This is a genomic window from Streptococcus sp. D2 (assembly GCF_006385825.1).
GTDB classification, from domain to species: domain Bacteria; phylum Bacillota; class Bacilli; order Lactobacillales; family Streptococcaceae; genus Streptococcus; species Streptococcus shenyangsis.
Genome location: NZ_VFSI01000007.1, coordinates 42,641 through 58,009, shown reverse-complemented (window position 1 = coordinate 58,009; position 15,369 = coordinate 42,641). Strand labels below are relative to the sequence as shown.

Sequence of the window (15,369 nt, the reverse complement as noted above, 5' to 3'; positions counted from 1 at the left end):
TGCTATTCTAGATATATAGTTTTGTTATAAATAAATGTCAGTGCGAGATCAAATTGGAGGATAAAATGGAAAAACAAATTAATGAAAAAAAAGCCTTGGTTCCCAAAGCTTTTTAATCTTATAAACTCATTAAAACAACTCCCAGTAAGGTGTGGAATGTTTTTTAGTCTGTGTCATATAAAAATAAATAGAATGAATAGCTATAGCTAGAGCTAAAATGGTTGTAATACTTACTACTATTATAGGATTAGAAGCAAAGATTAAAGAGAGAATCAAGGCAGCCAGATAGAGTGTAGCTTGGACACAGTAGTAACTTTTCGAATAGCGAAGATAGTGTTTGTTATAGGGCCCATTTGCTAGGACAGCAGCTTGGAAGAGGCCAAATCCGATATAAGAGAAGCTGGTTGCAAAGAGACGATTAGCTTCAGGATTCTGAAGAAAACTCATCGAAACGGTCATCATAAGAAGTCCAATGAAAATAGGATAGTGACTGTAAATTAGAAATAGTCTCTTTTGATTAGATTTTTCATCAATAGCATGGTCGAATTGACCAAAATAAAACAAGAACAGAGAAATCATAATAATGAAATAAAGAACCGAATAAATCGAGAAATTCTCGATTGTAAAGAAGTTAGCTAGCTCCGTAATCATCTCTCCAAACATAATAATGACAAGAAGGGAGATACGCTCGATTAAATGGGGGAGATTTACCTGGTAATGCTTATCTTTATTAAGCAAGATACTTGGCATAATAAATGTTAGCAGAATACTAGCAAATAAGATATAGACTCTAAGGTAAATAGGAAGAAGAGCTGCTAGATAGACTCCTAAACTTCCTAGACCTGTTATCCATAGAAAACCTTTGATACTTTCCCGATTAGCATCATCGGTTGATTTTCTAAAAAATTCAACCAAATATTGAAAAAATAAGGTAAGGGTTAATGTACCAATAGCCCAACAGAGATAATGAAAATATTGTTGCCAATCAGGTCCAATCATATTGGCTATAAAGAGTAAAATTCCCATTTTGATAAACATGATTACTATGTTAAATAAAGAGTTCTTTCCATAGCGATTGGTATAATCGGTTTGAATCATCCAGGAATCGATGAGAAACAAAGTAGCAATGAAAAAATCAAGGAAAGAATTCCAAGTCAAAATACCGTTATGAAGATGGTCAATTAAAGTAGTTACTTTTGAAATTGCAAAAACAAAAACTAGGTCATAAAAAGTTCTGAAAATTCTACACGTTTATGTTTAATAAGAGTTGTCATCTTAAGACCTTTCTATTTTAGAAGTACAATTTATTATAACAGAAAATGGTAATAAAAAAAAGGGAGATGCTTAAATAACTTCATGTGACGCGAATGAACTGCGCCACAAAAGTTAGGTTTTTTCTGTCTAACTTTTGGGGTGCAGTTCAGAAGGGGTGTTTTTTCTATCGTTTTTTAGTGCTAAGACTACACAAAAAAGCCTTGTAAATCAAGGCTTTTTCCTGTTGTATTTAGATGCCCCCTACAGGGATTTGGAAAGGACTTTCATATTGAGAGCAATTAAAAATATTGAAATATAAGTGATTTTAGGTATTTTCAATGTCATGATTTAAAAATGGGACAAAAGTGGGGCAAAAACCATACAGATTCTAAACTGTATGGTTCTTTTTTTATCTAACCAAGAAAGGTTAAAACTTATTAAAACAAATGCAATCAACTGTTGAAAACTTTTTAGTCCGTGTAATATAAAAACAAGTAAAAAGTTGAACTATAGGGAATATTGTGTCATAATAGGTAATAGATGAATAATTAATAGATTGGAAATAATGCTTTCTTACCTTAACAAGTTGAATTGGTTATACATTTTTTCGTCGCAATTGTGTCTATCTCTCGAGTTTAGCTAGTTTTTATAAGCTCTGGCTTCTAATCAATATAACAAATTTTAGAAGTGCATAAGACAAGATGGTGACATTACTACAGTCATTTCTAGTCACCATATGTTGCTGGCACAGGCTGTTTGTAGTGTTGGCTATTTACTAGTCAGTTTAATCGGAGTGTTTAATTTTTATTGTTGAAAGGTTTTTATATGGCGAAAATTCTATCTTTAGGTCTGACAGGTAAGAAATTACTTGCTCAGGGGTTCTTGTTTGTTCTGCTAGGTCTCATCTTGATGGTCACGGGGACTTGGTTGCCAGTAAAGGTTATTCGACTGGTTCTGTTTTTAGCTTGGATAGCAACGGTCTTAGATTTAGTATTACGTATTTTCAAAAAAAGTCAGTCAACGGACACCTTGGGAGTTGCACTGGTTAAATTGTTAGTGCTGGGATATTTGCTTGGCTCCAATCTTGCGACGGATGTGCCGATTTATATTTTGGCTCTTGTGATTGGAGTTTATCAGATTTTTCATGCTAGTATTAACCTTGTCACCTATGTTCTCTACCGCAAAAACAAAATTCGACCTCGTTTTCGTCTCTTACTAGATGGACTCGTACTAGTTTTTCTTGGTGGGACTAGTCTTTTGTCCTCTACAGGAAATTCTGTCTTTCAACTCTTTGTATTAGGGGCTTATTTTTTTCTTTATGGTGTGTCCAATATCCGTGATGGTTTCTTGTTTGAGGAGGAAATTGGGAAAAACCATCTCAAACGTCGCATTAGAATTAGCTTACCTATTGTCCTAGCCGCTCTCATCCCTGCAAGAACTTTAGCAAAAATCAACAAATTCATGCAGGAAAATGCTGATGAGAGAGAGGATATCCATCTTGGAATGGTGAAGTCTGGTAAGACAGCGGAGCTTGAAATTTTTGTTCATACAGCTGAGACCTCTCTGTTTTCGGCAATTGGTCATGTGGATATCTGCTATCAAGGCCGTGTTATTTCTTATGGCAACTATGATCCGTCTTCTGAGACCTTATTTGGCATGGTAGGAGATGGTGTCTTATATTTCTGTGATCGTGACAAGTACATTGACCTATGTAAACGTGAGAGTCAAAAAACGCTTTTTGGTTATGGGATAGATTTGACGCCTGAAATGGAAAAAGCAGTTCAGAAAAAGTTGGCTGAATTGAAACAACTGACGATTCCATGGGAGCCAAGTGCAGATAAAATCATGACAGGTGATGGTAAGGAAGACTACACCTACGCTTATAAAATCAGACATGAGACAGATGGGGAACTTTATAAATTTATCAAATCTAAGTTTAAATCCTACTTTGTCTTATCTACAAACTGTGTGCTCTTGGCTGATACCATAGTCGGTCAGGCTGGCACCGATATCCTCTCACCCAAAGGATTTATCGCTCCAGGAACTTACCAAGCCTACCTTAATCGAGAGTTTGAAAAACCAAATAGTATAGTCGTATCTAAACATGTTTATTAAGGAGAATTTATGAACTTAGTAAAAAAATACACCCCGTTAATACTTTTTATAGGGCTGGTTGCTCTTGTAATTCTGAATGCATCGAGCTTTATATCAGGAGCAATCTCTCTCTTTGATGTAATATCAACCTTGATTTATGGTGCTGTTATTGCTTTTGTGCTTAATGTTCCTATGAAAAAAATTGAACAGTACTTAGTTAAATTGAAGGTAAAGGCAGAGTTGCGTCGTCCGATTGCCATGGTACTTGTTTTCCTAGCTCTTATCTTAATCGTGATTGCTCTTTTGGTTTTGGTGCTGCCAACCCTAGCTCAGACTATTAGTCAGCTGGGAACAGTCCTTTCAACAGTCCTTACTCAACTTGGGAAATTGCTAGGCAGCTCGGAATTTGTAACCAAAGACATGTTGTCAACTATCGTATCAGGCATACAGGGACAATCTAGTTCTATTAGCCAAGCTTTGATAGGTTTTTTATCAGGTCTGACTAGTAATATCGGCAATATTTTTTCAAGTTTGATGAATGCCTTTTTGATTATAGTCTTCACCTTTTCATTTTTATCCAGTAAGGAACATTTGGCAGCGATGACGAGTCGACTTCTAAAAGTTTTTCTTCCAGAGAAGGTGGTGATAAAGTTGACTTACATTGGACAAGTAGCACTAGAGACTTATGACCAATTTTTGATGAGTCAGCTGATTGAAGCAGTTATCATAGGAGTTATGATAGCGGTTGGTTACAGCGTGTTTGGGATACCCTATGGAGTAATGACAGGTATCTTTGCAGGAGTGCTATCGTTCATTCCTTATGTAGGGCCTATGATTGCTTGTGTTGTGGGAGCGATTTTTATCTTCACAGTGAGTCCTACTCAAGCCTTACTTTCTCTTCTTCTATATCAAGTTATACAGCTGATTGAAGGAAACCTTATTTATCCTAGAGTTGTAGGTCAGTCTATTGGTTTGCCAGCTATTTTCACGCTTGCGGCTGCTAGTATTGGAGGCAATCTCTTTGGCTTACTTGGGATGATATTCTTTACACCGATATTTGCTGTTATCTATCGATTGGTTAAAGAATTTGTCGTTGCAAAGGAAAATCAGGTAGATTAAGAAAAACTAAATTTAATAAGATATACTGAGAAGAGAGTGAGAGATTCTCTTCTCTTTTATTTTTAAATACTTTTCTACAAAAAGCTATTAGACGTTAAAAAAAGCCTTGGTTTCAAGGCTTATTTCTGTTGATTTAGATGTGCCCCCTGCAGGGCTCGAACCTGCGCCCCATAGCTTAAGAGTCTACTGCTCTACCAACTGAGCTAAGGAGGCAACAGAAAAAGCTGAGAATGTAACTTCCCAGCTATTTTAATATGCCCAAAATGGCAGCTAGATTATTTACGAAAGGCATCAAGGATATAGGTGAAACCAACAATTAAAAATGCAAAGGCAACGACATAAACGACAAAGACACTTGTAGCTACTGGATTGAACAAAATCACTAGACCTAGTAAAAATGCAAGCAACGCTATCCACATGATATGGTTGCCAATAATAGGGAAAATCAATCCCAGACGATTGCCTTTAAAGAAAGCTATAATGGCTTCTACAATTAACCAAATTCCTAAAATAGTTGGAATGACAACTGGCAGCGTCACAAAGCCATAGGCAACGAGGTAAAGAGCTAAGAGAAGATTAACAATCCCTTGGAAAAGATGAGCTGGTGAGCGAAGCTCTTTTGGTACAGAGAAATAGCCTAAAATAGCTGCTATAGAAGAAACCAGTAAACCAAATGCAATCCACCAGCTGTAAGCAACAAGATTAGCTACTGGGTTTGTAAATAGGAAAAGTCCTAAAAGGACAAAAACAACTCCTGCAAGGAATAGCGATAAACGATTAGAAAATTTCATTTCAATACCCCCTATATAGTATAGTATAGTTTGATAATAAAAATATTATACACCTTTTTAGAGGAAATATCAATAAACAAAATGGAAAATTTGGAAGTTTCAGTCTGATTTATGAAAAGAAAATCAGTTTTTATTATTTTGAAAATAAAAAGAGAAGATAAAATTTGTCTTCTCTACATGAAAATATTGTATGGAATCAAAGCAAAAGTAACTGGCTTTACACTATTTGTAAAGATGTAATTTGATTCAAAAAGAAAAGATAGATTTAAAATGTGGGACAAATGATGGGGTAAATCAGTTATAGACAAGCAAAAAAAGCCTTGATTTACAAGGCTTTTTCCTGTTGTATTTAGATGCCCCCTACAGGGATCGAACCTGTGACCCACGGATTAAGAGTCCGCTGCTCTGCCAGCTGAGCTAAGGAGGCAAAGAAAAAAGCTGTATTGGTGCCGAAACTTCACGGTTTGTATTGAACCCGCGCAATTAAGCAGGTGGGCAACTCGCTCTAACTGAAGCTGTTTCCGTGTGAGACGGCCTACATGCTGTTAGAAGACTTTTGTTTCCCTAATAATACAAAAAATAGTCGGTCAACACTTAAGTGTGAAGTCGTACACCACAGCGTTTCTATGTTTATATGATACCACTTTTTCAAAAAAAATCAAGAGGAAAGTGCAATTTTTTGAAAAGGATTTCAGATTTTTCGCAAACGGTCGATAGCTTCCTTTCTTTGAGCCAAAGCCCGTTCATATTTACCAGTATCTTCTGCTTGGAAATAGTGATGATTGCGGATTTTTTCTGGCAGATAGTCTTGCTTGACCCAATTTCCAGGATAGCTGTGTGGATAGAGATAGTCTTGGGCATTCCCTAGTTCCTTGCTTCCGCTGTAGTGTCCATCACGCAGGTGTCGCGGAATAGGCAAGTGCCCTGATGTTTTGAGGTCAGCAAGTGCCTTATCCATAGCTACATAGGCTGAGTTGGATTTTGGAGAAAGGGCCAAATCAATCACGACATTGGCAATGAGAATGCGGGCTTCTGGGAACCCAATCTTCTGGGCAGCATCCAGAGCAGTCACAGTGTGAATCTGGGCTTCAGGATTGGCCAAACCGATATCTTCATAGGCGATAACGGTCAAGCGACGAGCGAGACTTGGCAGATCCCCAGCCTCAATCAAGCGGGCAGCATAGTGAAGACTGGCATCAACATCTGAGCCACGGATAGACTTTTGCAGGGCAGATAGAACATCATAGTGACCGTCTCCATCCTTATCCATGGTAATGTAGCTCCGCTGCAGGCTATTTTCCATAATGTCGAGAGTGATATGGCGGATGCCCTCGTCATTCTCAGGGGTAGAGAGAACAGCCAAATCCAGTGAGTTGAAGGCAGAGCGAAGGTCTCCGTTTGTAGAGGTTGCGATGAAATCCAGCGCATCCTCATCTAGTTCTACTGGAAAATCAAAACCACGTTCAGGGTTACTTAGAGCTATCTGAAGAGCCTCTTTGACGTCTTGGTTAGACAGAGGTTCCAACTCAAAAATTTGAACACGGCTACGAATGGCAGGAGTGACAGAAAAGAAAGGATTTTCAGTCGTAGCCCCAATCATGATGACCAGACCACTTTCCAAGAGAGGCAAGAGGAAGTCTTGCTTGGTTTTATCTAGTCTGTGAATCTCGTCTAGTAATAGGACGAGACCACCAGAGAATTTAGCCTCTTCCGCAATTTCTTGCAGTCGTTTTTTACTATCAACCGTCGCATTGAAAGTTCGAAAGGCATACTTGGTCGTCCCTGCGATGGCAGAGGCAATACTGGTTTTGCCGATTCCCGGAGGGCCATAGAGAATCATGGAGGACAGGCGGTTGGCTTCCACCATGCGGCGGATGATTTTTCCTTGTCCGACCAGATGTTCCTGACCGATGACTTGGTCGATGGTTTTAGGGCGCATGCGAAGCGCGAGATTGTCTGGCATAGCAGTCCTTTCTAACGTGGATTTTCTGATGTATATGTGGTAAGATGGTAGTATCTATTTTAGCATATTTCCGAGTATTCGGGGCGATTAAAGAGTCGCATAGAAAGAGGACAAAATGGCAACATATGGATTTTTAGATGTTTTAGAGGAAGAGTTGGAGAAGAATTTTCCCTTTGACTTTGAGATTAGTTGGGACAAGCGCAACCACGCGGTTGAAGTGAGTTTTCTATTGGAAGCGCAAAACGCTGCAGGTGTGGAGATGGTAGATGAGGACGGAGAGGTTTCGTCAGATGACATTCTCTTTGAAGAAGCAGTGCTTTTTTACAATCCTGCTAAGTCAACCGTCAATGCAGAAGACTATTTGACTGTCATTCCTTACCTGCCTAAAAAGGGATTTTCTCGCGAATTTTTAGCTTATTTTGCGCTATTCCTTAAAGATACTGCTGAGGTTGGACTAGATGCCCTTATGGACTTTTTGGAAGACCCAGAAGCAGAAGAATTTGTCATGGAATGGAACCAAGAAGTCTTTGAAGAAGGAAAGGTTGGCTTGGAAGAGGGAGAATTTTACCCTTATCCGAGATACTAGGAGTTTGACATGGAAATAGAGGTTTCTGATTTCACAGGCTGTAAGATTGCTTTGTTTTGTGGGGATAAGCTTTTGACTATCTTACGCGATGATAAGGCAAGCATTCCCTGGCCCAATATGTGGGAACTTCCAGGCGGTGGACGTGAAGGTGATGAAAGTCCTTTTGAGTGCGTGGCGCGTGAAGTTTATGAAGAACTGGGAATTCATCTGACTGAGGATTGTCTGCTTTGGAGTAAGGTTTATCCAAGTATGCTTTTTGCGGATAAACAATCTGTATTTCTAGTCGGTCAGTTGACACAGGCTCAGTTTGACATTATCGTATTTGGAGATGAAGGTCAGGACTATCAGTTGATGAATGTTGAGGAATTTCTTAGTTCCAGTCAAGTTGTACCTCAGTTGCAAGAGAGATTAAAAGATTATTTAAAAGTAAGTGATTAGAAAGGATGGTTCGGTTAAATTTCTAAACTGAACTCGCCCTAAACACTGTGCCAAAAAGATAAACTTCTCTTAGACACAAGCGTCTTCAGAGAATTTCCTATTTTGGTTTTGTGTTTTACGGGCTTGGTATCTTAAATATGGAAACATGGCAAGAGTTAAAAGTTACAGTGAAGCGTGAGGGAGAGGAGATGGTCTCTAATCTCTTGATTGAGCTGGGAGCGCAAGGCGTTGCGATTGAAGATAGCATGGACTATGTGGGGAATGTGGATCGTTTTGGTGAAATTTTCCCAGAGGTCGAGCAGCAAGAAGAAATCGTAGTGACAGCCTACTACCCTGATACAGTTGATGTGGCTGTAGTTGAGGCGGACTTACAGGCTCGCCTAGCAGAATTAACAGATTTTATGGATTTGGGTGAGGTCAAGATGGGGACGACTGCCTTAGCTGAGGAAGACTGGGCAGACAACTGGAAGAAATACTATGAACCCGCTCGCATCACTCATGATTTGACCATCGTGCCGTCGTGGACAGACTATGAGGCGACTGCGGGAGAAAAGATTATCAAGCTAGATCCAGGCATGGCTTTTGGGACTGGAACACATCCAACCACTAAGATGAGCCTTTTTGCCTTGGAACAGGTTCTTCGTGGTGGCGAAACGGTGCTAGATGTGGGGACTGGATCTGGTGTCCTCTCCATTGCTAGCTCGCTACTTGGTGCTAAGGAAATTTTCGCCTATGACCTAGATGATGTGGCGGTTCGTGTGGCTCAGGAAAATATTGAGCTAAACCCTGGTATGGAAAACATCCATGTAGCAGCAGGAGACTTGCTTAAGGGAGTTGAGATCGAGGCAGATGTGATTGTAGCTAATATCTTGGCGGATATCCTCGTTCATCTGACGGATGATGCTTACTGCTTGGTCAAGGATGAAGGCTACCTCATCATGAGTGGAATTATTAAGGACAAGTGGGATATGGTGCGCCAATCAGCTGAGTCAGCTGGATTTTTCCTTGAAACCCACATGATCCAAGGGGGATGGAATGCCTGTGTCTTTAAGAAAACCAAGGATATTTCCGGTGTGATTGGAGGCTAGCATGCAACAGTATTTTGTCAAAGGCAGCGCTATCTCTCCTGTCACCATCGAGGACAAGGAAACCAGCAAGCATATGTTTCAGGTTATGCGCTTGAAAGAAGATGATGAGGTGACTTTGGTCTTTGATGATGGCATTAAGCGCTTGGCGCGTGTGCTGGATGTGGAAGCTCGTCAGTTGGAATTGGTAGAAGAACTAGATGACAATGTAGAACTGCCAGTCCAAGTGACCATTGCATCTGGCTTTCCCAAGGGGGATAAGCTGGAGTTTATCACTCAAAAAGTGACGGAACTAGGTGCCAGCCAAATCTGGGCCTTCCCTGCTGATTGGTCGGTCGCCAAGTGGGACGGCAAGAAATTGGGTAAAAAGGTTGAAAAACTAGAAAAAATTGCCCTTGGAGCGGCCGAGCAAAGCAAGCGTAATCTGGTCCCAACTATTCAGCTTTTCGAGAAAAAATCAGACTTTCTAGCTCAGCTGGACCAGTTTGACTCTATCGTAGTGGCTTATGAAGAGTCGGCCAAAGAAGGTGAAGCCGCTGCGCTCTTACAAGCGGTCTCTGGTCTTGAAAAAGGAGCAAAACTGCTCTTTATCTTTGGACCAGAAGGCGGGCTCTCACCTGCAGAAATTGAGAGTTTTGAAGCTAAGGGAGCCGTCTTGGCAGGACTTGGTCCTCGTATCTTGCGAGCAGAAACAGCGCCGCTTTATGCTTTATCAGCCCTTAGTGTTTTATTAGAATTAGAGAAATAAGAGGAAGAAAATGGAACAAAAACACCGTTCAGAATTTCCAGAGAAGGAACTTTGGGATTTAACAGCCCTATACCAAGACCGTGAGGATTTCTTGCGTGCAATCGAGAAGGCTCGTGAAGACATCAACCAATTTAGTCGTGATTACAAGGGCAATCTTCATACTTTTGAGGATTTTGAAAAAGCCTTTGCGGAATTGGAACAAATCTACATTCAGATGAGCCATATTGGAAACTATGGCTTTATGCCGCAGACGACAGACTATAGCAATGACGAATTTGCTAATATTGCTCAAGCTGGGATGGAATTTGAAACAGATGCCAGTGTAGCCTTGACCTTCTTTGACGATGCCTTGGTGGCAGCTGATGAGGAAGTCTTGGACCGTTTGGGTAAATTGCCTCACTTGACAGCAGCTATTCGTCAGGCCAAAATCAAAAAAGCCCACTACCTAGGAGCTGATGTGGAGAAGGTCTTGACCAATCTAGGTGAAGTTTTCTACAGCCCACAGGATATTTACACTAAGATGCGAGCTGGGGATTTTGAAATGGCTGACTTTGAAGCCAATGGAAAAACCTACAAAAACAGCTTTGTGACCTATGAGAACTTCTATCAGAACCATGAGGACGCTGAGGTTCGTGAGAAATCTTTCCGTTCCTTCTCAGAGGGACTTCGTAAGCACCAAAATACGGCTGCGGCTTCCTATCTAGCCCAAGTCAAGTCTGAAAAACTATTGGCAGATATGAAGGGTTACGACTCTGTCTTTGATTATCTTCTAGCTGAACAAGAAGTGGACCGTGCCATGTTTGATCGTCAGATTGACCTCATCATGAAGGACTTTGCGCCAGTTGCTCAGAGATACCTTAAGCATGTTGCCAAGGTCAATGGTCTTGAAAAGATGACCTTTGCAGACTGGAAATTGGACTTGGATAGCGCCCTCAATCCTGAAGTGACTATTGACGACGCCTATGATTTGGTCATGAAGTCAGTAGAACCTTTGGGGCAAGAATATTGTCAGGAAGTTGCTCGCTATCAAGAAGAGCGCTGGGTGGACTTTGCTGCCAATAGTGGCAAGGATTCTGGTGGTTATGCGGCGGACCCATATCGCGTGCATCCTTATGTCCTCATGAGCTGGACAAGTCGTTTGAGCGATGTCTATACCTTGATTCATGAAATCGGTCATTCTGGTCAATTCATCTTTTCTGATAATCATCAGAGTTACTTTAATGCCCACATGTCTACTTACTATGTCGAAGCACCGTCAACTTTCAATGAATTGCTCCTAAGTGATTACTTGGAACACCAGTCTGACGACCCGCGTCAAAAACGCTTTGCACTTGCCCACCGCTTGACAGATACCTACTTCCATAATTTCATTACTCACCTCTTGGAAGCAGCCTTCCAGCGTAAGGTGTATACATTGATTGAAGAAGGAGAGACCTTTGGAGCAAGTAAACTCAACAGTATTATGAAGGAAGTCTTGACGGATTTCTGGGGAGATGCCATTGAGATTGACGACGATGCGGCTTTGACTTGGATGCGCCAAGCTCACTACTACATGGGCTTGTATAGTTACACTTACTCAGCAGGGCTAGTCATCTCGACTGCGGGTTACCTTCATCTGAAACATTCAGAAACTGGAGCTGAAGATTGGCTCAATCTTCTCAAATCAGGTGGTAGCAAGACACCACTTGAGTCAGCTATGATTATCGGTGCGGATATTTCAACAGATAAACCACTCCGTGATACCATCCAATTCTTGTCAGACACAGTTGACCAGATTATCGCCTACAGTGCCCAGTTGGGAGAGTAAAGATTGGACAGAGTTTTAGGAGAATAATATGAATAGAATCAAAGAATGGCTAGAGCAAGATCCCAAAAGAATGCATTTTATCAAAATTGGTCTAGTTTTGTTGGGAATCATTTTATTGATTGCTTTGCCTACTCTCTATCTTGTTTTGAGCGGAGTTGGTATTTGGTATTTTGTAAAGAAATCACCAGATATTCGAAAAAGAAATTTAATGATAGGGCTTTTCATTGTTAGTTTTGTTGCAGTTGCTCTCCAAACCCCAACTGTTACAAAGAAAACTTCATCTTCTCAGTCAGAAACTAAGCAGACTGTGACATCTACTGCTTCGACAGCTTCAACGACGGATACTTCATCTAGCATAGAGGAGGCGAAACGAATCGAAGACGAGAAAAAAGCTAAAGAAAAAGCAGAAGAAGAGAGAATTGCCAAAGAAAAAGCTGCAAATGAGTTGCAAGAAAAAGGTGAAGACTTAGTCAAACAATTGGAAGAAAGTCAAGATGCGAGTCAAGTGAAGTCTGCCAAAGAAACAGTTAATCAGATTGAAAATAACGATAAAAAGGCAGAATTGCTCGATAGGATAGGTGCGGTTGAATCATTAATTTCTCAAAAAGAAGAAGAGAAAAGAATTGCTCATGAAGCTGAGACTAAAGCCAAACAGCAAGATAGAATTGTCTATGTTGCAAACCATGGGAATGCGAAAGTTTACTGGTATAGTAAGGATAGAATGCCTTCAAAAACGAATAAAGCCAACGTTGTTGAGATGACAGAGGCAGATGCAATTGCTGCAGGAAAACGTCCATCTAAAAAAGAATAAGATAGAAAGTTATCTTGGGCTGGCTTTTTGAACAGTTGCTAGAAATGTAGAGGTATTGCCCATGTATCAAGAGTTACTTAGAGAAATAGCAGAAGAAAAACCAAGTTATCATGATGAAGAAATCCAGTGGTTGCTTGACCATTTGGGAGATCCTTCTCCAGAAATTCGCGATGACCTTGTTTTTACAAGCTTTGCTAGAGGAATTCAGGAAGAGCTATTTACACAGGAACAATTTCAGTTCATTGCTGAGGTGGTCTCAGCTGATGGAGGACTAGATAAAGAGATTGATAAGGTAGGCTTGTCAACCCTTGAACGTTCTTTTAGGGCACTTGTTTATGCAAATCTCTTGTCTGCAGATGCTAACCAGCAATCGGGTTTTTATCAGGGATTAAAAGGAGAAATTCGCAATGTCCTTTTAAATCAAGGTTTGTATTATCTTTCAAAAGAAAAGGATACAAGGGGTTTTTCAAGTCAGTATGGTTGGGTTCATGCTTTTGCACATGGAGCCGATTTACTGACAGAGGTGGTTTGTCATCCAGACTTTCCTAAAAACAGAGTCCATGAAGTATTTGACATACTTGGTCAATTATTTAAAAGAATTACCATTCGTTTTACAGATGATGAAGATTGGCGTTTAGCAAGAGTGATCTATGAACCTATTTTACAAGGGAAGTTGGAGCAAGAGAAAGTAGCTTCTTGGATAAAAACTGTTGACTTTCCGATAGAAGAAAGGGAAGATTTTTATAAATTTTCCAACTTCAGATCCTGTATGTTGGAAGTCTATGTCCAACTTGACCAGAGAAATAGTTTACAAGATGACTTGAAAGAAGCTATCCAGTCTTTTCAATACTAGGGATAAGCTAATATTACTTATTGAAAGAGTTTCTATTGTATCCTCCTGACTAATAATGAAAACTAATAAAAGAGGTTGAATCATTTTCCAACCTCTTTTTGTGTATCTTAATGGAATTGCATACCACCATCAACGATAATGGTTTGTCCTGTAATGTAGTTTGAATCTGGTCCTGCAAGGAAGCTGACGGCAGCAGCCACATCTTCTGGTTCAGATAGACGTTTTAGAGTAATATCTTTTGCAAATGTCTGCATACCCCACTCGTCATCTTTTCCTGCATTTTTACCAACTTCATGAGCGATGTCGTACATCATTGGTGTTTTCACAATACCTGGTGCGTAGGCGTTAACAGTGATGCCTGAGTCTGCTAGATCACGTGCTAATGTTTGCGTAATTCCTCGAACAGCAAATTTTGTTCCACCATAAACAGTTAGATTTGGGTTACCGACTACACCAGCTTGAGAGGTTGCGTTGATAATTTTACCTCCGTGGCCAAGTGCTTTAAATTGCGCTTGTGCAGCTTGTGAACCCCAAATGACACCACCAACGTTGATACCGAAAGTGCGTGTAAATTGTTCCTCAGTAATTGTATCAAGAGGAGTAGTTGGAGCAACACCAGCGTTATTTACGACAACATTTAAATCACCAAAATGGTCAACAACCTTTTGAAATGCTTGTGCAACTTCGGCCTGTTTCGAAACATCGGCCACGACAGCAAAGGCATTTTTAGCTGATAATTCGGCAACAGCTTTTTCAGCTGTTTCAGGATTGTAGTCTAAGACTCCTACCTTAAAGCCATCTTGAACCAATCGTTTTGCGATTGCAAAACCGATTCCTTGACCTGCACCTGTGACAATAGCAACTTTAGACATATGATTCCTCCTTGGTATCCACGATACCATTCAAACGTTCATAAAAGAACAGCAAAGGTTTACAAATAAGCTTCGATAATGGGTTTTGTAAACCCTATCAAAACTACGCTATTAGTATACACCTTTGAAAAAAATGTTTCAAATAAACACTACCGTTTTTATAGAATTTTGTCCTGAAAATTTCCAAACAATTTTCTTGAAACCCTTTCCCTCTTTTGATAGACTAGTATCTAGTTTTTGAAAAAAGGAGAAAGAAAATGAAAAAATTTGTAGCTGAGTTAATCGGTACGTTCATGCTTGTGTTCGTTGGGACAGGAGCTGTTGTTTTTGGAAATGGTCTTGAAGGCCTTGGACACCTTGGAATCGCCTTTGCTTTTGGTTTGGCAATCGTGGTTGCAGCCTACTCAATCGGAACTATTTCAGGTGCTCACTTGAACCCAGCGGTTTCGATTGCTATGTTTGTAAACAAACGTTTGTCATCTTCAGAACTTGTCAACTACATCCTTGGACAAGTAGTTGGAGCTTTCCTTGCGTCAGCTGCGGTATTCTTCCTCTTGTCTAACTCAGGCATGTCAACTGCTAGTCTTGGTGAAAATGCCTTGGCAAACGGTGTCACTGTCTTTGGTGGTTTCTTGTTTGAAGTCATCGCAACTTTCTTGTTTGTTTTGGTTATCATGACCGTGACTTCAGAAAGCAAGGGAAATGGCGCGATTGCTGGTCTGGTAATCGGTTTGTCATTGATGGCGATGATTCTTGTGGGCTTGAACATTACTGGGCTTTCAGTAAACCCAGCTCGTAGCTTGGCCCCAGCTGTCTTGGTAGGTGGCGTAGCCCTTCAACAAGTTTGGATTTTCATCCTTGCGCCAATCGTTGGTGGAGTTCTTGCAGCTCTTGTTGCGAAAAACTTCCTTGGAACAGAAGAATAATTGAAACTCAAAAAGCCTTGCT

General features: G+C 40.3%; 13 protein-coding genes, 2 tRNA genes and 1 pseudogene. 10 read left to right on the top strand and 6 right to left on the bottom strand.

All coding sequences use genetic code 11. The features are described from left to right. Positions 1–129 precede the first annotated feature (129 nt). Positions 130–1,274: pseudogene (locus tag FJR73_RS05520) on the bottom strand (low temperature requirement protein A). An 805-nt stretch (positions 1,275–2,079) separates the two neighbouring features. Here FJR73_RS05520 and FJR73_RS05510 point away from each other — a divergent pair. After that, the gene (locus tag FJR73_RS05510; protein ID WP_001062783.1) at positions 2,080–3,369 is read left to right on the top strand and encodes a membrane protein; all 1,290 of its coding nucleotides are present in this window, start codon (positions 2,080–2,082) and stop codon (positions 3,367–3,369) included. A 9-nt stretch (positions 3,370–3,378) separates the two neighbouring features. Beyond that, on the top strand, positions 3,379–4,467 hold the full coding sequence (locus FJR73_RS05505; protein WP_181146609.1) for an AI-2E family transporter: 1,089 nt from the start codon (positions 3,379–3,381) through the stop codon (positions 4,465–4,467). Positions 4,468–4,607: 140 nt separating this feature from the next. On the opposite strand, the gene FJR73_RS05500 is transcribed toward FJR73_RS05505, so the two are convergent. From FJR73_RS05500 to FJR73_RS05485, 4 genes are all read right to left on the bottom strand, one after another. Then, a tRNA-Lys gene (locus FJR73_RS05500) sits at positions 4,608–4,680 on the bottom strand. A gap of 62 nt (positions 4,681–4,742) precedes the next feature. Next, entirely contained in the window at positions 4,743–5,258 is a 516-nt protein-coding gene (locus FJR73_RS05495) for a DUF308 domain-containing protein (protein ID WP_049521056.1), read from the bottom strand. Between the two features lie 354 nt (positions 5,259–5,612). Beyond that, positions 5,613–5,685, bottom strand: a tRNA-Lys gene (locus FJR73_RS05490). 264 nt (positions 5,686–5,949) lie between these two features. Beyond that, a complete protein-coding gene (locus tag FJR73_RS05485; RefSeq protein ID WP_140833805.1) occupies positions 5,950–7,221 on the bottom strand; it encodes a replication-associated recombination protein A in 1,272 nt (423 codons plus the stop codon). Positions 7,222–7,336: 115 nt separating this feature from the next. Between FJR73_RS05485 and FJR73_RS05480 the strand changes: the two genes are divergently transcribed. From FJR73_RS05480 to FJR73_RS05450, 7 genes are all read left to right on the top strand, one after another. Next, positions 7,337–7,807: a DUF3013 family protein gene (locus FJR73_RS05480; RefSeq protein WP_049531867.1), complete on the top strand. Its 471-nt coding sequence runs from the start codon at positions 7,337–7,339 to the stop codon at positions 7,805–7,807. 9 nt (positions 7,808–7,816) lie between these two features. Then, complete coding sequence (locus tag FJR73_RS05475; RefSeq protein ID WP_140833802.1) at positions 7,817–8,245, top strand: NUDIX hydrolase; 429 nt, start codon at positions 7,817–7,819, stop codon at positions 8,243–8,245. Between the two features lie 137 nt (positions 8,246–8,382). Then, complete coding sequence (gene prmA / locus FJR73_RS05470; protein ID WP_140833800.1) at positions 8,383–9,333, top strand: 50S ribosomal protein L11 methyltransferase; 951 nt, start codon at positions 8,383–8,385, stop codon at positions 9,331–9,333. Between the two features lies 1 nt (position 9,334). Then, the gene (locus FJR73_RS05465; protein ID WP_140833798.1) at positions 9,335–10,078 is read left to right on the top strand and encodes a 16S rRNA (uracil(1498)-N(3))-methyltransferase; all 744 of its coding nucleotides are present in this window, start codon (positions 9,335–9,337) and stop codon (positions 10,076–10,078) included. A 10-nt stretch (positions 10,079–10,088) separates the two neighbouring features. Further along, positions 10,089–11,885, top strand: coding sequence for an oligoendopeptidase F (gene pepF / locus FJR73_RS05460; protein WP_140833796.1), 1,797 nt, complete (start codon positions 10,089–10,091; stop codon positions 11,883–11,885). Positions 11,886–11,913: 28 nt separating this feature from the next. Then, positions 11,914–12,696 (top strand): deoxyribonuclease, encoded by a 783-nt coding sequence (locus FJR73_RS05455; protein WP_140833793.1) that lies wholly within the window; start codon positions 11,914–11,916, stop codon positions 12,694–12,696. A 61-nt stretch (positions 12,697–12,757) separates the two neighbouring features. Continuing rightward, positions 12,758–13,549, top strand: coding sequence for a DUF2785 domain-containing protein (locus FJR73_RS05450; protein WP_140833791.1), 792 nt, complete (start codon positions 12,758–12,760; stop codon positions 13,547–13,549). A gap of 107 nt (positions 13,550–13,656) precedes the next feature. Here FJR73_RS05450 and FJR73_RS05445 read toward each other — a convergent pair whose 3' ends face one another. Then, positions 13,657–14,421, bottom strand: coding sequence for a (S)-acetoin forming diacetyl reductase (locus FJR73_RS05445; RefSeq protein ID WP_049523928.1), 765 nt, complete (start codon positions 14,419–14,421; stop codon positions 13,657–13,659). Positions 14,422–14,678: 257 nt separating this feature from the next. On the opposite strand from FJR73_RS05445, the gene FJR73_RS05440 reads away from it, so the two are divergent. After that, a complete protein-coding gene (locus tag FJR73_RS05440) occupies positions 14,679–15,347 on the top strand; it encodes an MIP/aquaporin family protein (protein ID WP_140833789.1) in 669 nt (222 codons plus the stop codon). The last annotated feature ends 22 nt before the right edge of the window (positions 15,348–15,369 follow it).